The 20,462-nt window shown below is 64.7% G+C and carries 16 protein-coding genes and 1 tRNA gene; 5 read left to right on the forward strand and 12 right to left on the reverse strand.

Annotation, left to right across the window (positions count from 1 at the left end):
- Positions 1-171 precede the first annotated feature (171 nt).
- A tRNA-Gly gene (locus BSG08_RS01755) sits at positions 172-246 on the reverse strand.
- A gap of 204 nt (positions 247-450) precedes the next feature.
- On the opposite strand from BSG08_RS01755, the gene BSG08_RS01760 reads away from it, so the two are divergent.
- The gene (locus BSG08_RS01760; protein ID WP_093031062.1) at positions 451-738 is read left to right on the forward strand and encodes a hypothetical protein; all 288 of its coding nucleotides are present in this window, start codon (positions 451-453) and stop codon (positions 736-738) included.
- A 100-nt stretch (positions 739-838) separates the two neighbouring features.
- Here the strand turns inward: BSG08_RS01760 and BSG08_RS01765 are convergent, their stop codons facing one another.
- The 8 genes from BSG08_RS01765 to BSG08_RS01800 form a co-directional block, all read right to left on the reverse strand.
- Positions 839-2,410, reverse strand: coding sequence for a GMC family oxidoreductase (locus BSG08_RS01765; protein WP_093031066.1), 1,572 nt, complete (start codon positions 2,408-2,410; stop codon positions 839-841).
- 29 nt (positions 2,411-2,439) lie between these two features.
- Complete coding sequence (locus tag BSG08_RS01770; RefSeq protein WP_093031070.1) at positions 2,440-2,964, reverse strand: Twin-arginine translocation pathway signal; 525 nt, start codon at positions 2,962-2,964, stop codon at positions 2,440-2,442.
- Positions 2,965-3,021: 57 nt separating this feature from the next.
- The gene (locus tag BSG08_RS01775) at positions 3,022-3,417 is read right to left on the reverse strand and encodes a VOC family protein (RefSeq protein ID WP_093031073.1); all 396 of its coding nucleotides are present in this window, start codon (positions 3,415-3,417) and stop codon (positions 3,022-3,024) included.
- A gap of 289 nt (positions 3,418-3,706) precedes the next feature.
- Positions 3,707-4,000 carry a ribbon-helix-helix domain-containing protein gene (locus tag BSG08_RS01780; RefSeq protein ID WP_093031076.1) on the reverse strand — a complete coding sequence of 98 codons (294 nt, stop codon included), beginning with the start codon at positions 3,998-4,000 and terminating at the stop codon, positions 3,707-3,709.
- Positions 4,001-4,136: 136 nt separating this feature from the next.
- Positions 4,137-4,526 (reverse strand): MAPEG family protein, encoded by a 390-nt coding sequence (locus BSG08_RS01785; protein ID WP_093031079.1) that lies wholly within the window; start codon positions 4,524-4,526, stop codon positions 4,137-4,139.
- Positions 4,527-4,542: 16 nt separating this feature from the next.
- Complete coding sequence (locus BSG08_RS01790; RefSeq protein WP_093031082.1) at positions 4,543-5,343, reverse strand: phosphodiesterase; 801 nt, start codon at positions 5,341-5,343, stop codon at positions 4,543-4,545.
- Between the two features lie 216 nt (positions 5,344-5,559).
- Positions 5,560-8,997, reverse strand: coding sequence for a pyruvate carboxylase (locus BSG08_RS01795; protein WP_093031085.1), 3,438 nt, complete (start codon positions 8,995-8,997; stop codon positions 5,560-5,562).
- A 151-nt stretch (positions 8,998-9,148) separates the two neighbouring features.
- A complete protein-coding gene (locus BSG08_RS01800) occupies positions 9,149-10,297 on the reverse strand; it encodes an alpha-hydroxy acid oxidase (protein ID WP_093031088.1) in 1,149 nt (382 codons plus the stop codon).
- Between the two features lie 101 nt (positions 10,298-10,398).
- On the opposite strand from BSG08_RS01800, the gene BSG08_RS01805 reads away from it, so the two are divergent.
- Positions 10,399-12,738 carry an ATP-dependent helicase gene (locus tag BSG08_RS01805; protein WP_093031091.1) on the forward strand — a complete coding sequence of 780 codons (2,340 nt, stop codon included), beginning with the start codon at positions 10,399-10,401 and terminating at the stop codon, positions 12,736-12,738.
- A 93-nt stretch (positions 12,739-12,831) separates the two neighbouring features.
- On the opposite strand, the gene BSG08_RS01810 is transcribed toward BSG08_RS01805, so the two are convergent.
- The gene (locus tag BSG08_RS01810; RefSeq protein ID WP_093031956.1) at positions 12,832-15,912 is read right to left on the reverse strand and encodes a valine--tRNA ligase; all 3,081 of its coding nucleotides are present in this window, start codon (positions 15,910-15,912) and stop codon (positions 12,832-12,834) included.
- Positions 15,913-16,070: 158 nt separating this feature from the next.
- Between BSG08_RS01810 and BSG08_RS01815 the strand changes: the two genes are divergently transcribed.
- Complete coding sequence (locus BSG08_RS01815; protein ID WP_093031094.1) at positions 16,071-17,045, forward strand: zinc transporter ZntB; 975 nt, start codon at positions 16,071-16,073, stop codon at positions 17,043-17,045.
- A gap of 16 nt (positions 17,046-17,061) precedes the next feature.
- On the opposite strand, the gene BSG08_RS01820 is transcribed toward BSG08_RS01815, so the two are convergent.
- Complete coding sequence (locus BSG08_RS01820; protein WP_093031097.1) at positions 17,062-17,496, reverse strand: Lrp/AsnC family transcriptional regulator; 435 nt, start codon at positions 17,494-17,496, stop codon at positions 17,062-17,064.
- Positions 17,497-17,607: 111 nt separating this feature from the next.
- On the opposite strand from BSG08_RS01820, the gene BSG08_RS01825 reads away from it, so the two are divergent.
- Positions 17,608-18,738: a type III PLP-dependent enzyme gene (locus BSG08_RS01825; protein WP_093031100.1), complete on the forward strand. Its 1,131-nt coding sequence runs from the start codon at positions 17,608-17,610 to the stop codon at positions 18,736-18,738.
- A gap of 122 nt (positions 18,739-18,860) precedes the next feature.
- On the forward strand, positions 18,861-19,949 hold the full coding sequence (locus BSG08_RS01830) for a DUF2235 domain-containing protein (RefSeq protein WP_093031103.1): 1,089 nt from the start codon (positions 18,861-18,863) through the stop codon (positions 19,947-19,949).
- Here BSG08_RS01830 and BSG08_RS01835 read toward each other — a convergent pair.
- A complete protein-coding gene (locus BSG08_RS01835) occupies positions 19,946-20,437 on the reverse strand; it encodes a PaaI family thioesterase (protein ID WP_093031107.1) in 492 nt (163 codons plus the stop codon). The genes BSG08_RS01830 and BSG08_RS01835 overlap by 4 nt on opposite strands.
- Positions 20,438-20,462 lie beyond the last annotated feature (25 nt).

Below are 20,462 nucleotides of genomic sequence, written 5' to 3' on the forward strand. Positions count from 1 at the left end.
TACGGCTGGGGGAGGTGCGCGTCAGAAACCGGATGCCTGAATCCCGCCTGTTCCCCCTCGGATTCCGAACCGTCCGGCGATGTCTGCGCAGCCTTCCGGCCCCAGTCCACGTCGGCAACCTGAGACGCACAAAATGCGTCCCATGGCAGCCATCCGAAAACGGTTGAAAATTGGAGCGGGCGATGAGATTCGAACTCACGACCCTTACCTTGGCAAGGTAATGCTCTACCCCTGAGCTACGCCCGCATCCTTGGGTGAGGCGTGAGATATAAAGTCTGGCGCGCGGCTGCAAGAGGAAAAACGCGGGCTGCGCGGAATTTTTCCGCCAAGGAGGAACCCGCCCGCCCGAAAGGTCTGACGCAGGTGCCGCGGTCCTGTGGTATACTGGCCAGCGCAGGCGTCGGTGCGAGATGGTCGAACGACGCCCTGCCATTTCAGGGAGGACGAAATATGTTTGCCAGAGTAACGCATTACAAGATGAAATCCGGCAGCCGCGATGCTGCAACCGAATTGATGAATTCGCTGCGCGATCAGATCATGGGCATGCCCGGCATGCAGCATTTCCTGAACGTCATGAACGCGGACGGCAGCGGATATGTGGTGGCCGTGGTCGAAAGCGAGGCGACATCGAAGGCGAATGCCGAAACGGTGGCCCGGCTCTGGAGCAATTTTGCCGGTCATCTCGAAGCGCCACCCAAGCCCGAAGGCTACGATGTCATCGCCAGTTGGTCGAACTGAGGCGCGCTGCCGCCAGTTGATCCCCGCCTCAGGTCACAGGCCCCAAGTCCCCCGGCATCCTGGGGAGAGAGAAACGCCGGGGGAGAGACGGGCAACCCGGTCAGAGGTTGCCGCGTGAGAGTTCGCCGGCGATGTGATCGGCCTGCCGGATGGCGAGGGCGACAATGGTCAGCGTCGGGTTCTCCGCCGCCCCGGTGGTGAATTGCGAGCCGTCCGAGACGAAGAGATTGGCGATGTCATGCGTCTGGCCCCATTTGTTCACCACCCCGTCGCGCGGGTTCTCCGACATCCGGTTGGTGCCCAGGTTATGCGTGGACGGGTAGGGCGGGGTGGGGAAGGTACGCGTGGCGCCCACGGCCTCGTAAACCGCGATGCCCTGCCTGTAGGCGTGGTTGCGCATCGCGATGTCATTGGGGTGGTCAGAGAAATGCACATTGGCCACGGGCAGGCCGTATTGATCCTGAACCTCGTGGTTGAGGGTGACGCGGTTGGTTTCCTGCGGCATGTCCTCGCCGACGATCCACATGCCGGCCATGTTCTCATACGAATCGAGCGCGGTGGTGAACTCGCGTCCCCATGACCCCGGATCGAGAAACGCCGCCATGAACGGCAGGCCAAGCGCCAGCGTTTCCAACTCGTAGCCGCCGACGAACCCGCGCGAGGGATCGTGCCGCGCCTCGTCCTGGATGATGCCCGCCATCGTGGTGCCGCGCCACATCTTCACCGGCTTGTCGAACACGCCGTAGACCGATCCGGTCATGTGGCGCATGTAGTTGCGGCCCACCTGACCCGAGGAATTGGCCAGCCCGTCGGGGAACATCGACGAGGCGGAGTTGAGCAGCAGACGAGGGGATTCGAATGAGTTGCCCGCCACGCAGACCGCGCGCGCCTTCTGCATCTGCAGGTTGCCGTCGGCGTCGAAATATTCCACCCCCGTGACCTTGCCCGCGTCATCGTGCAGGATGCGCGCCACATGCGCGCGCTCACGCACCTCGAGATTGCCGGTGGCCTCGCCGCGCGGGATGTCGGTGTAGGCGGCGGACCATTTCGCGCCCCATTTGCAGCCCTGAAAGCAGAACCCGGTCTGCTGGCAGGCCAGCCGACCGTCATAGTCCTGGCTGTTTATCGCCATGCGGCCGGTGTGAACCTCCTTGTAGCCGAGCGCCTTGGCGCCCGCCTCGAACACCTTGTAGTTGTTGCAGCCGGGCAGGCCGGGGATGTCGTTGGTGCGTGTCACGCCCAGCTTTTTCTCGGCCAGATCATACCAGGGGGCCATTTCCTCGGCGCCGATGGGCCAGTCGAGCAGATTTGCGCCCTGAACCGGGCCATAGGTGGTCGCGGCCTTCCATTCATGGTCCTGAAAGCGGATCGAGGCGCCCGCCCAATGGGTCGTGGTGCCGCCCACGGCCTTGACGATCCAGGCGGGCAGCCCGGAAAAATCCCTCGCCACCCGCCAGTCGCCGGATGTGGTGCGCGGGTCGAGCCAGGCCAGTTGTCCGAAACTTTCCCATTCGTCGTTGACGTAATCCTCGGGCAGATAGCGTCCGCCCGCCTCCAGCGCCACGACGGATACGCCGCGTTGCGCCAGTTCATTCGACAGCACGCCGCCGCCCGCGCCGGTGCCGATGACGACGATCACCGTATCGTCGCTCAGATCAAAAGGTGCAGCCATAGTCGGGTTCCTCCTCAGTTGGCCATGGCCTAAAGCCAGTTGATGTCGTCAAAGCCGCGGTCGATATAGCCGCCCTGGCTGAACGACTCGCCCTCATAACCGAACAGCGGCCATACCGCCTTTTGGTTATAGAGGCCGGTCACAAGCCCGCCGCGGATCTGCTGGAAAAAGGCGCTGTCCTCCATCGAGCGCAGGATATCCACGCGGTCGCGCTCCCAGCTGATGCCGAGGTAATCGGCGTGCCCCTTGCCTTGCGCCGCCGCATTCAGCCCGGCAATGCCCGCCTCGATGCCTTCGGCGGCCTCGGCCGTGTCATAGCCCTTGACGGCAATGGCATAGTATTCGTCGGCCAGGTGATCATGCGGGTAGATGTCGCGCGCCATCTGGATGAGCGTCGCCATGGTCTCGGGCCTGAGCGCCTGGGTCTCGAGCGCCCAGGCGGCATCCGAGCCCGCGACAAAGCCCGCGCCCACGACAAGGGACGCGCCCGCCGCCATGGAGCGCGACAGCAGCGCGCGCCGGGTAAGCCCCTTGCGGGGTCTGGTCTCAATCATTGGCTTTCCTCCCATAAAACAAAACGGGCGCGCCCCTCCCCGGGCGCGCCCGTGCTCTCATTTGAAACGTCCGCCGCGCTCCAGCACCTCGATTTCGTAACCATCCGGGTCGGCCACGAAAAAGAACTTGCCGACGAGTTTGCCGTCGGGCGCGAATTCCACGATCTTGCGGGGGCCGAGGCCCTCGGCCTCAAAGCGCGCATGTTCAGCCGCCAGATCCTCAACCAGAACGGCGAGGTGGCCGTAACCGTCGCCCCGATCATAGGGTTCGGCGCGGCCCTTGTTGATGGTCAGTTCGACCTCGAAGGGGCTTTCGTCGTTCGACATGTACACCAGGGTGAATTTCTCGAAATCCAGCCGGTCGGCCACCCTGAGGCCAAAGGCACGGTTGTAGAAATCTATGGACCGCGTTTCGTCCAGAACGCGGATCATGCTGTGAATGGCTTTGGCCATCAATTCCTCCGGATAGTTTCATCTGGTCCGGGAAGTTTACCAAGGCGAGGGGTGGCGCGGGTAGTAAGGGGATACTACACGAAACAACGCCGTCGCGGTGTTTGTGGTGCGACGGGTCGGGATGCTGCGAAGGTCTGCAAGCGGTCAAGGGCGGGCGACGGGTCGGAGGGGTATTCGTCGAGATAGCCGCTACAGGCTAAAATTCCGACCGCCCGTCAAAGGTGCTGACGGTCGCCCCGTCCCGCGCGCGGATACGCCACCCGCAAGCCCTGCCAGTGTCGGTCAGATGTCACTCTGCCGCAATCTGCCGCGCCCCCGCTTCCAGCGGGTTTTCCAGATGCACAAGGCAGGTGCAGCGTAGGAGTGCGGTGAAATTCTTGGGCTCGCCGTGCAGTTCCAGCACTTCGGCATGCAGTTTCGACACGAAGGCGGGCGTCGAAAGCGCCTCGCTCTCGGCGATCTCGTCAAGGATACCCCAGAACGATTTTTCCAGCCGGATGCTGGTGCTCTGCCCGTTCAGGCGCATCCGGCGGGTTTCCAGCGTGTAGCGGTCCGGGTCCTGCCCGGCAAAGATTCGGCACATGAGTCAGTCCTCCCTCATCCGGCGCGCGAGTGGCGCCCGCGCAGCGGATCTCAGTACGTTTTAGGATGATGGCCGATTTTTTCCATCCGGGAAAGCCTGCTGCGCCATCGCCGCGCAGGGCGCCTGTCCAGGTCCGTCAGATCAGGGCATGTCCGATATTGGCCAGCGCGGCGAACGTGATCATCGCAAAGGTCAGCACCATGCCTGCGCGCCGGAATATGGTGATCTGCGGCGTGCGGCCGAGACCAATAGCGTGCAGAACCCGTCCGGCCAGCAGGCTGAGGCCAAGCAGATGCACCACCCAGCCCGGCGCGCCCTGCAATTCCGCCATCGCCAGCAGCAAGAGGCCGATGGGGGCATATTCCGCACAGTTGCCCTGCACGCGGATGCGCTTGACCAGCATTCTTTCGCCGCCATCGCCCAGCGAGACTTGGGTTGCGCCTCGCGCGGCGATGACCCGGACGCTGAGCAGGACGAAAAGGAGGCCGATGAGACCCGCGTAAAGCGGTGTGATGGTCATGGACATGTGGTGTCTTTCCTTGTCAGTCGTAGATCGCCGCCTCGGTCGGTGGCAGGGTGAAATCCTCGGTATGCACGATTACGCCCTCCTCGGTCAGCAGCAACAGGCCGTAAGCACCGGGCTCGTCGATCGAGAGGCTGGGGTTCTGATCGCCCAGGGCCATGGGCATCTGGTGGCAGGGGCTTTTGAAAACCGCCACGGGAATCCCGCCCGCGCTGCCCTGCAATGTGCGGTGGATATGGCCTGAAACGATCTGGGTCACGTTACCATGCGCGGTCAGGAGCGAGATCAGTTCGGCGCGATTTCTCAGGCCGATTTGATCCATGCCGCCGAACCCGGTCAGAACCGGGGGATGGTGGCAAAAGACGATCACCCGGAGGTGCGCCGCGCCCGCGAGCGCCGCGTCGAGCCAGCCGAGACGGGTGTCGCAGAGGTATCCCGAATGGATGTCCTCGGCCTCTTCATCCAGGGTGTCGAGACAGATCAGGCGGTAATCGCCGATGTCCTGCACCTGCTGGACATGACCCGTCTGCATGCGCGCCGCGTCGGGAAAGGCCGCCAGAAACGGCGCGCGCCGGTCGTGATTGCCCAGCATCAGGCTGACAGGCAGCGGGCAGGCCGCCAGCGCCTCTTGCAGCCGCGCATATTCGGCAGGGGCTGCGTTATGGGTCAGATCGCCGCACAGCACGACATGCGCGGCGTCGGGGTGGCTGTCCAGCGCATGCGCCAGCCCTTGGCTGAAACGCGCATGAGGATCGAGGCCGATGATCGTTCCGCCCTCGGGCAGGATGTGGATGTCAGTGAAAACGAGGATCTTTTGCATGCCTGGTCCAGAGCAGGAGAATCCCGCGCATCATTGGAGATTTCGCGCGCCGGGGAAAGCGGAATTGCAGGACGGCGGCAGAGGGCGTGCATGCTCTCTCATGGGTCATGATCCTCCGGCTCGATCGGAGGATACTGAGCGGCGGGGAGACCCTCGGGCTGAACCCGAGGGTGACGGGGTGCGCCCGAGGGTGGCGGGAGAGGGATGGAGACTCCGCTACTCCAGTTCCACCAGCAGATCCTTGGCGTCGATCTGGCCGCCGGGCTGGACATGCACCGCGCGAACCACCGCATCGCGTTCGGCGTGAATACCGGTTTCCATCTTCATCGCCTCGATGGTCAGCAGCAGATCGCCCGCCGTCACCTTCTTGCCTGCCTGAGCCGCGACGCTGGCCACCACGCCGGGCATCGGCGCGCCGATATGGTTGGGATTGCCATGTTCGGCCTTGGGCCGGGCGGCGGTCTGCGACTTGACCAGTCGGTTCGGCACGCGGATGACGCGCGGCTGGCCGTTGAGTTCGAAGAACACCTTGACCTCGCCTTCCTCGTTGGTCTCGCCCACCGCCTGCAGGCGGATCTCCAGGATCTTGCCGGGGTCTATCTCGACGCTGATTTCCTCGCCCGGCTCCATGCCGTAGAAAAACGTGCGCGTGGGCAGGGTGCGCACCGGACCATAGATCCGGTGGCGGCCCATGTAATCGAGAAACACCTTGGGATACATCAGGTATCCGTTCAGATCCTCGTCATCGACGGATTTGCCGTCGAGTTCCTGCGAGAGCTTGTTGCGGGTGGCCTCTAGATCAATCGGCTTGAGATGCTTGCCCGGTCGGTCGGTATTGGGTTTCTCGCCCTTGAGTACCTTTTTGACGATTGCCTTTGGGAAACCTCCCGGCGGCTGACCGAGATTGCCGCGCATCATGTCGATCACGCTGTCGGGAAAGGCCACATCGGTCGCCGGATCCTCGACTTGCGCGCGGGTCAGGCCCTGGCTGACCATCATCAGCGCCATGTCCCCCACGACCTTGGAGCTTGGCGTTACCTTGACGATGTCGCCGAACATCTGGTTGACCTCTGCATAGGTGCGCGCCACCTCGGGCCAGCGCTCCTCAAGGCCGAGCGAACGCGCCTGCGCCTTGAGATTGGTGAACTGTCCGCCGGGCATCTCGTGCAGATAGACCTCGGAGGCAGGGGCCTGAAGGCCGGCCTCGAACGCCACATACTGCGCGCGCACCTGTTCCCAGTAATCCGACATCTCGCGGATACGCTCTATACTCAGGCCGGTGTCGCGCTCGGTGTGGCGCAGCGCTTCGACGATACTGCCAAGGCAGGGTTGCGAGGTGCCGCCGGAAAACGCATCCATCGCCGCATCCACCGCATCGACCCCCGCCTCGGCGGCGGCCATGATGGTGGCGCCCGCGATGCCCGAGGTGTCATGCGTGTGGAAATGAACGGGGATGTCCAGCTCTTCCTTGAGCGCCCTGACCAGAATGCTGGCAGAGGCCGGTTTGAGCAGGCCCGCCATATCCTTGAGTCCGAGGATATGCGCGCCCGCGTCCTGCAACTCGCGCGCCATTCCGACATAGTATTTCAGATCATACTTGGCCCGGTCAGGATCGAGGATATCGCCGGTATAACAGATCGCAGCCTCGCAGATGCGGCCCGACTCGATCACCGCATCCATCGCGACGCGCATGTTCTCGATCCAGTTGAGGCTGTCGAAGACGCGGAACACATCGACGCCGGTCGCCGCCGCCTGCCGCACGAATTCGCGCACCACGTTGTCGGGGTAATTGGTATAGCCCACGCCGTTCGAGGCGCGCAGCAGCATCTGCGTCAGCAGATTGGGCATCGCCCGGCGCAGGTCGCGCAGCCGTTGCCACGGACATTCCTGCAGGAACCGATAGGCCACGTCAAAGGTGGCTCCGCCCCAGCATTCGACGCTGAACAGCCCCGGCAGGTTGGCCGCATAGGCCGGCGCCGCGCGCAGCATGTCGATCGAGCGCATGCGCGTGGCCAGCAGCGACTGATGGCCGTCACGCATGGTTGTGTCGGTCAGCAACAGCCGCTTTTGCGCCAGCATCCAGTCGGCCACGGCTTTGGCGCCCTTTTCCTGCAGCAGCGTCCGGGTGCCCGGCGCCGGATCGGCCGCCGGCGCAGGCGGGCGCGGCAGTTTGACATCGGCAGGCTTGGCCCGGCCTGCCGTCTCGGGGTGTCCGTTCACCGTGATATCGGCGATATAGGTCAGCACCTTGGTGCCCCGGTCGCGCCGCTTGGAGAACTTGAACAACTCCGGCGTGGTGTCGATGAACTTGGTCGTGTACTGGTTGTTGAGGAACGTGGGGTGTTTCAGCAGGTTCTCGACAAAGGCGATATTGGTGCTGACCCCGCGAATGCGGAATTCGCGCAACGCGCGGTCCATCCGGGCGATCGCCGCCTCGGGCGTGGGCGCCCAGGCGGTGACCTTGGTCAGCAGGCTGTCGTAATAACGGGTGATGACGCCCCCCGAATAGGCGGTGCCGCCATCCAGGCGGATGCCCATGCCGGTGGCCGAGCGATAGGCGGTTATCCGGCCATAATCGGGGATGAAGTTGTTGAGCGGATCCTCGGTGGTGATCCGCGTCTGCAGCGCGTGGCCGTTCAGTGTGATGTCATACTGGCTGGCCTTGCCGGTGGCCTCGATCAGGCTCTTGCCCTCGGCGATCTTGATCTGGGCCTGCACGATGTCGATGCCGGTGACCTCTTCGGTCACCGTATGCTCGACCTGCACGCGCGGGTTGACCTCGATGAAATAGAACTGCCCGGTATCCATATCCATCAGGAATTCGACGGTGCCCGCGCATTCGTAATCGACGTGTTTGCAGATCTTGTAGCCAAGCTGACACAATTCCTCGCGCTGCGCCTCCGACAGATAGGGGGCGGGGGCGCGTTCCACGACCTTCTGGTTGCGGCGCTGGACCGAGCAGTCACGCTCAAAGAGGTGATACATGTTGCCATGCTTGTCGCCGAGGATCTGCACCTCGACATGGCGCGCGCGCAGGATCATCTTTTCCAGATAGCCCTCGCCATTGCCAAAGGCCGCCTCGGCTTCGCGCCGCCCCTCCAGCACCTTTTCCGCCAGCTCCTCGGGGCCATTGATCGGTCGCATCCCGCGCCCGCCACCGCCCCAGCTGGCCTTGAGCATCAGCGGATAGCCGACCGCCTCGGCCTCGCGGCGGATTGCCTCCATGTCGTCGCCCAGCACTTCGGTGGCGGGGATGACCGGTACGCCCGCCTCTATCGCCACGCGCCGCGCGCTGGCCTTGTCGCCAAGCGCGCGCATCGTCTCGGCCCTTGGGCCGATAAAGGTGATGCCCGCCGCGTCGCAGGCCTCGACGAAATCGGGGTTCTCCGACAAGAGCCCATAACCGGGATGGATGGCATCGGCGCCCGACTGTTTGGCCACGCGGATGATTTCCTGAATCGACAGATAGGCCGCGACCGGCCCCAGCCCCTCGCCGATGCGATAGGCCTCGTCTGCCTTGAAACGATGCAGGCTCAGCTTGTCCTCTTCGGCAAAGACAGCCACCGTGCGTTTGCCCAGTTCATTGGCGGCGCGCATGATGCGGATGGCGATCTCGCCCCGGTTGGCGATCAGGATTTTCTTGAAGTCGGCCATGGCCTCTACCCCCGGTTGTTCTGTCCCTGCGGCGGCTGTGATGCCGCGCTGCGGCGCAGTGACCTTGTAGGATTTGTGAAAGGTTTGCGCAATCCGGCATCAGGCGTATTTGCCGGGTGGGGAAATTTCATGTCCCCAAGGGTAGGGTGGTTTACCCGGTCGGGATCAGGCGTTTGCGCACATCCCAGAGCCTCTCGGTGCCAAGCTGGCCCATATTTGCCCTGAGGTCCTCGGCGAGGATATCCGCCAGATGCGCGGGGCCTTGCGCGCCCAGAGCCGCCAGCGCGAAATGCCAGCCGCGCCCCATCATCACGAAATCCGCACCAAGTGCCACGGCGCGCAGGATATCCAGACCGCCCTCGATCCCGCCATCCAGAATGATCGGCAGGTCGGTGGCGGCGCGCACCTCGGGGAGCGCCTCGATGGTGGCGGGGGCGGCGTCGAACTGGCGCCCCGCATGGTTGGATATCCAGAGCGCATCGACGCCCTCTTTTTCGAGAGCCTCTGCATCATCCCCGCGCAGCACGCCCTTGACCACAAGTGGCCCGTCCCAGGCCTCGCGCAACCAGCGCAGATAGTCCCAGTCGGGCGAGGTGCGCAGCAGATAGCCTGCATGCTTGTTCGAGGGCAGGCCCTTGGTCTGGCCGGCATATTCGTCGATCAGTCGCATACGCGGCATGCCCTGCTGCGCCATGCCCAGCGCCCAGACCGGGCGGATCGCCACCTGCGCCATCAGGCGCGGTGTCAGTTTCGGCGGTTGCGTGAGACCGGAACGCACCTGCCGCTCGCGGCGCGACCCCACCGGCACATCGACCGTGAGCACCAGCACACGGAATCCGGCGGCACGCGCGCGTCTGAGCATATCGGCACGAATCTCCGGATCGCGCGGCGGATACATCTGAAACCAGCCCTGACCGTTCAGACAGGGTCCGACATCCTCGGGCTTCTGGCTGGCCACGGTCGAGAGCGTGTAGGGAATGCCCGCCGCCGTCGCGGCGCGGGCCAGATGCCGCTCTGCGTCGGGCCAGATCAGCCCCGACATGCCAACCGGCGCAATGCCGACCGGCAGCGCATGGGTCTGGCCCAGAAGCGGGGTGGTCAGATCAGGGGTAAACTCGCCATGCAGGATCGACGGGCTGAGCCGCACCTGATCCAGCATCGCGCGGTTGCGCGCCTTGGTCGCCTCGACCCCGGTGCCGCTGTCGAGGTATTCCCAGACGAAGCGCGGCACCCGCCGCATGGCGCGCGCGCGCAGGTCGCTGAGGGCGGGATATCGGGAATGCAGATCCATGGACCGCATTTGCACGGGTTTTCAGGTGCTTGTCCAGAGGGTAGAGGCTGATGGAACAATCCCCGAACATTAACTTTATCTCTGGCGAACCCCGCGCTATTGTCCGCTTCATGAGCAGCTTTGACGACTCCGACGCCTTTGATGGTGCCAGCCTTGCCGCCCGCGCCATGGCAGCGCGGCCCATGCCCTATCTGGGTGATCTCAACCCCGAACAGCGCCGGGCGGTCGAAACGCTGGACGGCCCGGTACTGATGCTCGCCGGGGCGGGCACCGGCAAGACCAAGGCACTGACCACCCGCATCGTGCATCTGCTCAACACGGGCCGCGCGCGGCCCAACGAGGTGCTCGCCGTGACCTTCACCAACAAGGCCGCGCGCGAGATGAAAGAGCGTGTCGCGCGCCTTCTCGGACAGCCCGCCGAGGGGATGCCGTGGCTTGGCACCTTCCATGCGATCTGCGTGAAATTGCTCAGGCGGCACGCGGAACTGGCGGGACTCAAGTCGAATTTCACGATTCTGGACACCGATGATCAATTGCGCCTGCTCAAACAACTGGTGCAGGCCGCCAATATCGACGACAAGCGCTGGCCCGCCCGGTTGCTCGCGGGGATCATCGACCAGTGGAAGAACCGCGCCTGGACGCCCGACAATCTGCCCGCCTCCGAGGGCAGCGCCTATGACGGCAAGGGACCGGCGCTCTACCGGCTCTATCAGACCCGGCTGCGCGAACTGAACGCGGTCGATTTCGGCGATCTGCTGCTGCATGTGGTCACGATCTTTCAGAGACATGACGACGTTCTGGCGCAATATCAGCGCTGGTTCCGTTACATTCTGGTGGACGAGTATCAGGACACCAATGTCGCGCAATATCTCTGGCTGCGGCTGCTGGCGGGCGGGCATCGCAACATCTGCTGCGTGGGTGACGACGACCAGTCGATCTATGGCTGGCGCGGCGCCGAAGTGGGCAATATCCTGCGGTTCGAAAAGGATTTTCCCGGTGCGGCGGTGATCCGGCTGGAGCAGAATTACCGCTCGACCCCGCATATCCTCGCCGCCGCCTCGGGCGTGATCTCGGCCAATCAGGGGCGGCTGGGCAAGGAGTTGTGGACCGAGGCCGAGAGCGGCGAAAAGGTGCGCCTGATCGGTCACTGGGACGGCGAGGAAGAGGCCCGCTGGATCGGCGAGGAAATCGAGAGCATGCAGCGCGGCACGCGCGGGATGCGCCCGTTTTCGCTGGATGACATGGCCATCCTCGTGCGCGCCTCCCACCAGATGCGCGCCTTCGAGGATCGGTTTCTGACCATCGGGCTGCCCTATCGCGTCATTGGCGGCCCGCGTTTCTATGAGCGGATGGAGATCCGCGACGCCATGGCCTATTTCCGGCTGGTGGTCAGCCCCGCCGACGATCTGGCCTTTGAGCGGATCGTCAACACGCCCAAGCGGGGGTTGGGCGACAAGGCGCAGCAGAAAATCCAGATCACCGCGCGGCAGAACGGCGTGTCGCTGGTCGAAGGTGCGCGGATATTGCTGGACGACAAGGGGACCGCCGGCAAGGGCGCGGGAGAGTTGCGCCGTCTGATCGACGGTCTGGCCCGCTGGGGCCGCATGGCGGGCGACGCGGCGATCAGCCATATTGAACTGGCCGAAATGATCCTCGACGAATCCGGCTACACGGCCATGTGGCAAAACGACAAGACGCCCGAGGCGCCGGGGCGGCTGGAGAACCTCAAGGAGCTGCTCAAGGCGTTGGAGCAGTTCGAGAACCTGCAAGGGTTTCTGGAACATGTCAGCCTGATCATGGACAACGAAAGCGATGAGGCGGGCGAAAAGGTCACGCTGATGACCCTGCACGCCGCCAAGGGACTGGAGTTTCCCGCCATCTTTCTGCCTGGCTGGGAGGATGGGTTGTTCCCCTCGCAACGCTCGATGGATGAAATCGGCGTGCGCGGGCTGGAGGAGGAACGCCGCCTTGCCTATGTCGGCATCACCCGCGCCGAGGAGGTCTGCACCATCTCCTTTGCCGGTAACCGCCGTGTCTACGGCCAGTGGCAATCACAAATGCCCTCGCGCTTCATCGACGAACTGCCGCCCGATCACGTCGAGGTGCTGACGCCGCCGGGCCTCTATGGCGGCGGCTATGGCGCGGCGGCCACGACGAGCATCGAGACCCGCGCCGCCGAAGCCAATGTCTACAACTCTCCCGGTTGGCGACGCCTGCAGGCGCGCAGCGCCGAGCGCCCCCTGAGCCAGCCGCACGCAGCCCGCAGCCCGGTGATCGACGCGCAGGCGGTCAGCGCCCATGTGATGGGCGAGCGCGTGTTCCATCAGAAATTCGGCTATGGGGCCATCATCGGCATCGAGGGCGACAAGCTCGAGATCGAGTTCGACAAGGCAGGTACGAAAAAGGTTGTTGCGCGGTTCATCACCGGCGCGGATGACGTGCCGTTCTGAGCGGACCTGACCGGCGGGTCATGAGTATTTCGGAACGATGAAACAGGATCAGCCCTTCATCGTTCCCGAAATCCCACCGCCAAAGGCATCCCGTCAGCCAAGCTCGGCGAGCCGGTCGAGGGCGGCGCGCAGCCTGACCTCTTCTTCCTCGCGCAGGGCGAGGTTCTCGCGGGTCTCCTCGACCACGTCCTCGGGTGCGCTGGCGACGAAGCTCGGGTTCTTCAGCCGCCCGCGCAGGCCGCCCAGTTCCTTTTCCAGCCTGCCCAGAGTCTTTTCCAGTCGCTCCTTTTCCGCGCCCACGTCGATGATATCCGCGAGCGGCAGGCCAAAGCTGCCGCCCTCGACGGCAACCGTGACACAGCCCTTGGGAAAGGCGTCGGTGTCGGACAGGCTCTCGATCCGGGCAAGCCGCCGGATCATCGCCTCGTTGCGCGCCCATGCGGCGCGGCCTGACGCGCTCAGCCCGGTGACCAGCAGCGGGACATAAAGACCGGCAGGCACATGCATCTGCGCGCGGGCGGAACGGATCTGCTCGATCAGCGCGATCACCCAGTTCATCTCACGATCCGCCTCGGCGTCGATCAGTTCCGCGCCGTAGGTCGGCCAGTCGGCATGCACCAGCATCTTGGCGCGCGCGCCCAGCGTGCCCCATAGCTCCTCGGTGACAAAGGGCATGATCGGGTGCAGCAGGATGAGGCACTGGTCGATGACCCATGCCATTGTGGCCTGTGTTTCCGCCTTGGTGGTCGCGTCGCCGTCCAGCAGCAGCGGCTTGGAAAATTCCACGTACCAGTCGCACACCGTGCCCCAGACAAAGGCGTAAAGCGCGTTCGCGGCGTCGTTGAAGCGGAAGTTTTCCAACGCCTCATCGACGGCGGCGCGCGCCTTGGCCGTCTCGCCGATGATCCACTTGTTGACCGTGGCGGCGGGCGTGGGGATCGCGCCATCCGAGCCTGTCGCGCCGTTCATCTCGGCAAAGCGGGCGGCGTTCCACAGCTTCGTGGTAAAGTTGCGATAGCCTGCGATCCGTTCCTTCGAGAGCTTGAGATCGCGGCCCATGGCGGCCATCGCCGTCAGGGTGAACCGCACCGCATCGGCGCCATACTCATCAATCAGGTCGAGCGGGTCGAGCACGTTGCCCAGGGATTTGGACATCTTCTTGCCCTTCTCGTCGCGGACGAGGGCATGGACGTAGACGTGGGAGAAGGGCTTTTGCCCGACGACCGCATATTGCATCATCATCATCCGGGCGACCCAGAAAAAGATGATGTCGAAGCCGGTGATCAGGACGGAGGTGGGGAAGTATTTGCGGAGTTCCGGCGTGTCCTCGGGCCAGCCGAGCGTGCCGATGGGCCAGAGGCCGGAGGAGAACCATGTGTCGAGAACGTCGGGGTCGCGCCAGACCGGATAGACCAGATGGGTCGGATCCTGCGCGGCAGTGTAGTCTGCGAGCGCCGAGGCCAGACGGTGCAGTGCCGCGTCGCGGCTTTCGACCTCGACAACCTGCATGACCGAGAGAGGCACCGGCAGGTCTGCGAGTTTGTCGTGGTAGGTGTCTGAAATCGTATTGAAATCAGCGCCACACTCCATCAGGTGCCCGGTGTGGCCTTCGTTCAGGAGGCGCAGCATCTCCACCAGATCGAGCGTGCCATCGCCCTCGTCATCGTGGAAATCCGGGGCGCTGAGATCGAACCCATACCACACCGGAATCTGATGCCCCCACCACAGTTGCCGGGAAATGCACCATGGCTCGATATTCTCCAGCCAGTGGAAATAGACCTTGCGGTCGGCCTCGGGCAGGATCGTGACCTCGCCCAAGCGCACGGCGTCGATGGCGGGTTGCACGATCCTGGCGGTGTCGACGAACCACTGATCGGTCAGCATCGGCTCGATCACCACTTTCGAACGATCGCCAAAAGGCTGCATGATCGGCTTGTTGTCCACAAGCGGCACCGGGTCGCCTTGATCATTTGCAACCATCACCGCCAGACCTTCGGCGGTAATCTCCTCGACAACCCGCTTGCGCGCCTCGAACCGATCCAGCCCGCGCAGATGGTCGGGGACGAGGTTGAGCGTGTCGATTTCCGCAGGCGTGAACTCCGCCCCTTGCGCGATCTGCTGCGCGCGCGCGGCGCATTCCGCATAGGGTGCGCCATCGGCCCGCATCTGCGCGCGGGTATCCATCAGACGGTACATCGGGATGTCGCCGCGCTGCGCCACGCCGTAGTCGTTGAAGTCATGCGCGCCGGTGATCTTGACCGCGCCCGAGCCGAAATCCGGGTCGGGGTATTCGTCGGTGATGATCGGAATGAGGCGACGATGCTCTTTCGGCCCAACCGGGATTTCACATAGTTTTCCCACGATTGGCGCATATCGTTGATCTGATGGATGAACTGCGACGGCACCGTCGCCCAGCATTGTCTCGGGCCGCGTGGTGGCGATTGAGATATAGTCGCGCTCTTCCTCCAGCACGATGTTGCCGTCCGCGTCACGCTCGACGTAAGCGTAGGTCTCGCCCCCCGCGAGCGGATACTTGAAGTGCCACATATGACCCGGCACCTCGATGTTCTCGACCTCCAGATCGGAAATCGCGGTCTCGAAATGCGGATCCCAGTTGACCAGCCGCTTGCCCCGGTAGATCAGACCCTTGTTGTACATGTCGACAAAGACCTTGATCACCGCGTCGTGGAAATTGCCCTCTTCGCCCGCAGGCGCGCCGGGCGCGCCCGACATGGTAAAGGCGTTGCGCGACCAGTCGCAGGAGGCGCCGAGGCGTTTCAACTGATTGATGATCGTGTCGCCGGATTGCGTCTTCCACTCCCAGACCTTGGCCAGAAACTCATCGCGCGTGAAATCGGTGCGTCGCTTTCCCTCGGCGGCCAGCTTGCGCTCGACCACCATCTGCGTGGCGATGCCTGCGTGATCCTGTCCGGGCTGCCAGAGCGTGTCATGCCCGCGCATCCGGTGCCAGCGGATCAGGATATCCTGCAGCGTGTTGTTGAACGCATGGCCCATGTGCAGGCTGCCCGTCACGTTGGGCGGCGGGATCATGATGCTGAAACTCTCGGCACCGTCGCGCGCATTGGCCCCGGCGGCAAAGGCGCCCGCCTTTTCCCAGGCTGCATAAAGCCGCGCCTCGGCCTCGGCCGCATTGAATGTCTTGTCCATCGCCATGATGTCGGTTTCCCGCAAATTTCCGCTTTGGCGTTGCTCTATCGAATGTGCGGCAAGAGGAAAAGGCACAGCGCGCACTTTCTTGGGCGCGGCGCGTGACAAGCGGGGCGATTGTGGCGCAGACTGCCCGCCGTAACAGGGCAGCAAGGGGCAGGGCGATGGACGGGGTCCGGCAATGGCGGCTGAATCGCGACGGCAGCAGCGCAGAGGTCGATCTGACCGGCGAGATACTGGACGGATGGGGAACGGCGGGGGCGCTCGACTGGGTACATGTCAACTGCGCCCGACCGGGCGCGCGCGACTGGCTGGAGGCGGCGGGGCTGGAGCCGCTGGTGCTGCGCGCATTGCTCGCCGCCGAGACGCGGCCGCGCTGCAGCGTTCATGGCGCGGGGGTGCTGATCAACCTGCGCGGCGTCAACCTCAACCTCGGCGACGAGGTCGAGGACATGGTGTCGCTGCGGATGTGGGTGACCGAAGGGCTGCTGGTCAGCGTGCAACTGCGTCGTCTGATGGCGGTGAGCGATGTCATGGAGGGTGTGACGCGCGGGCAGGGGCCGGATGGCCCGGCGGAACTGGTGGCGCGCCTCGCGCTGCGCCTCGCCGACCGGGCCGAGCCGGTGGTGGCCGGACTGAACGAAAAGCTCGATACGCTCGAGGATCAGGTGATCGAGGGACTGAGCGCGCTGGACCGGCGCGGTCTGGCGGATATCCGGCGGGTGGCGATCGTGCTGCGGCGGCACATGGCCCCGCAGCGCGACGCGCTGAGCACCTTCGAGATCGAGGATATGCCGTGGATTCGCGGTCATCACCGCAGCCGCCTGCGCGAGGCGACCGAGCGGATGACCCGCCTTGCCGAGGAACTGGACGCGATCCGCGACCGCGCGCAGGTGGTGCACGATCAGATCATGGATGCGCGCGCCGAGGCGATGAACCGGCAGATGCTGCTCTTGTCCGTGGTGGCGGCGATCTTTCTGCCGCTGGGGTTGATCACAGGGCTGTTGGGGATCAACGTGGGCGGCATGCCGGGGGCCGAGGACCCGCGCGCGTTCTGGATCGTCACCGGCGCGCTGGTGGTGCTGGGTCTGGGGCTGGTGACGCTGTTCTGGCGCACGGGCCTGCTGGGGCGGCACTAGCTGGCGGGGCGGGCATTCAGCCACCCCGGTCGATCTTGGTCGACAGGTGAATGAGGCTCTCGGAGCCGCGCACGCCCCTGGCCTCGCCGATGCGGTCGAGCGTTTCGTCAAGCGCCTCGGTGGTGTCTGCCTCCAGCGTCACGATCAGGTCGAACCGGCCAGAGGTGGTATGCACCCGCCGCACCCCCTGCAGCGATCTGAGCCGGGCCAGAACGGCAGGCCCCGAGCGCGGCTCGATGCTGACCAGCGCGGTGGCGCGCAGCGCCGGGCGGGCCTCATTGCTCAGCCGCAGGGTATAGCCTGCGATCACGTTCGACGCCTCCAGCCGGTCGATCCGCGCCTGCACGGTGGTACGCGCCAGGCCTAGCCTGCGTGCCAGCGTGGCCACCGGCAGGCGGGCGTTCTCGGTCAGCAGGGCGATCAGGGTGCGGTCGGTGTCGTCGATTTGCATGATGACATATACTTTATGACGAATCTTTCATGCAAATTATACGAAATGCCACGCTGAATCGACGGTCTTTTGCGGCATGCTGAAAGAAAAGAGCAGCAAAGGTCGTTCGACATGAGAAATGCCCCCGCCTGGCCCGATCCGCGTGCCCATCTCATGCGGCAATCTCCCGATGCGCCGGTGCTCTATTTCAGCCCCGATCAGCTTCAGGCAACGGCGCGGCGGTTTCAGGCGCATTTTCCGGGGCTTGTGACCTATGCGGTCAAGGCCAATCCGGGCGAAGAGGTGCTGGCCAATCTGGTGGCGGCGGGAATCGCCGCCTTTGACGTGGCCAGCCCCGCCGAGATGCGCGCGGTGCGCGCGGTCTGCCCGGCGGCGGTGCTGCATTACAACAACCCCGTGCGCTCGTCCGCCGAGGTGCGGCTGGCGGCGGAAATGGGTGTGCGCTCCTATTCGGTGGACTGCCTGAGCGAGTTGGACAAGCTGACCGGGCAGGCACCCGAGGGTTCGGAGATGAGCGTGCGGCTGGCCCTGCCGGTGCGCGGGGCCGTCTATGATTTCGGCGAGAAATTCGGAGCCGGACCCGAGCAGGCAGCGGATCTGCTGCGGGCGGTGGTTGCGCGCGGTTTTGCCCCCTCGATGACCTTTCATCCCGGCACGCAATGCGCCGATCCCGCCGCATGGGGTGCCTATATCGGCGTTGTGGCCGATGTGGCGCGTGCGGCAGGCGTGCGGCTGCACCGTCTCAACGTAGGGGGCGGTTTCGCGGCGCACCGCACCGGCGCTGCCCCCGATCTCGAGGCGATCCTGACCCATATAGGGGCCGAGGTGGCATGGGTCTTTGGCGACGACGCCCCGGTGCTGGTTTGCGAACCGGGCCGCGCGATGGTGGCCGAGGCGTTCAGCATGGCGGTGCGCATCAAGGCGCTGCGCGAGAACGGCGCGATCTTTGTCAATGACGGGGTCTATGGCGGGCTGACCGAGATCCGCGATATCGGCGCGCCGGACCGGATCGTGGTTCTGGCCCCCGACGGCACCGAGCGCCGGGGCGGGATGCGCCGCCGCGTGGTCTTTGGCCCGACCTGCGACAGCATCGACCGGCTGCCCGATTCGCTGCCCCTGCCGGGGGATCTGGCCGAGGGCGATTACCTGCTGATCGCTGGCATGGGGGCCTATACGCGCGCGCTCAGCACGGATTTCAACGGCTACGGGCTGCATGATGTGGTGACCGTGGCGCATCTCTGAGTTGCTGTTTCAGCCTGCTCACGGTTATTTTCATGAATTGTCAGGAGTTTCAGCGCAACCTGTGCTTATATTGAACGGCAGGAGGGGCCCGCCCGGGTCCGGCTTGCAAGAGCAGGGGTGTCATGTCCTGGCGTAACTGGACAAAATCGGTTTACGAATGGCTGCGGCCGGGCCCGCGCGCCGGTCAGCCGGCCTTTGCGCACCGGCGCGGCCCGGTCAGCCATGTCCTGATCCTCGACGGCACCATGTCCACACTGGCCGAGGGTTGCGAGACGAACGCCGGCCTCACCTACAAGCTCTTGCGCGAGGTGGCGGGGCCGGATTTGTCGCTCTATTACGAGGCGGGGATCCAGTGGCGCGACTGGCGCGCGACCGGCGACATCATCATGGGGCGCGGCATCAACCGGCAGATCCGCCGCGCGTATGGTTATCTGGCCAGTCGCTACCGCCCCGGTGACCGCATTTTCATGTTTGGCTATTCGCGCGGGGCCTATGCGGTGCGGTCACTGGCCGGGGTGATCGACCGGATCGGTCTCCTGCGTGCCGAAGAGGCGACCGAGCGTAATGTGCATACGGCGTTCCGGCATTACCGATGCACTCCGAACAGTACGGCCTCGGCGGATTTTGCCCGCGCCTATTGCCATGCCGACACGCACATCGAAATGGTCGGCGTCTGGGATACGGTCAAGGCGCTGGGGATGCGCATTCCGATCCTCTGGCGGTTCCGCGTTGATGCGCACGGGTTTCACAGCCACCAGCTTGGGCGCAGCATCCGGCACGGGTTTCACGCGCTGGCGCTGGACGAGACGCGCAATGCCTATACGCCAGTGCTCTGGGAATGCCCGCCGGGATTTGAAGGCGATGTGGAACAGGTCTGGTTCCGTGGCAGCCACGGCGATGTCGGCGGCCAGCTCTGCGGGTTCAACGCGGCGCGCCCGCTGTCGAATATTCCGCTGGTCTGGATGCTGGAACGCGCCGAAGGTTGCGCGCTGCCCCTGCCGCCGGGCTGGCGCGCGCGCTTTGCGCAGGATGTCCACGCGCCCTCGGTCGGTACCTGGCAGGGCTGGAGCAAGGTCTTGCTGATGCGTGCGCCGCGCGTGGTTGGCCGCGACCCCTCCGAGCGGCTGCACGAGAGCGTGGGCGGCAGAATCGGGACCGGCTGGCGCGGTCCGCGCCTGACCGGCATGCTGAAAGAGCAGGGCGGGGTCTAGCCCGCCTCAGGCTGCAGGATGATGCAGGTGGTGGAGCCGGTGGCATAAAGCCGGTCGTCGTCGAGGCCGCGCAATTCGCCCATGGCCACGGCGGTCGAGCGCCCCTTGTGCTGCACCGTGCCGATGGCGCGCACGGGACAATCCAGCGGCAGGGCGCGGGTGATGTTCACCTTGAATTCCAGCGTCGTGTAGACCTCGCCCCGCGCGAGTTCGGTCATCACCGCGCAGCCCATGCAGCTGTCAAGGATCGCGGCATACCAGCCGCCATGCACGCCGCGCATCGGGTTGGTCACGTCGAAGGCGGGTTTGCCCTCGAACACCACGCAGCCCGGTTCGGCGCTGACCGGCCAGAATCCGAGCGTCGCGCCGATTGGCGGGGCCGGCAAATGCCCGGCAATCATCTCCTGCATGAATTCCAGCCCCGACCGCGCCAGGAGCGCCTGCCGGTCAGGCATTTCCTCCAGCGACCTGGCGTTTCGTGGTGGCATCCCCGGCCCCTTTTCGTTGCTGCGC

The sequence above is a fragment of the Roseovarius azorensis genome (assembly GCF_900109455.1).
Taxonomy (GTDB): Bacteria; Pseudomonadota; Alphaproteobacteria; order Rhodobacterales; family Rhodobacteraceae; genus Roseovarius; species Roseovarius azorensis.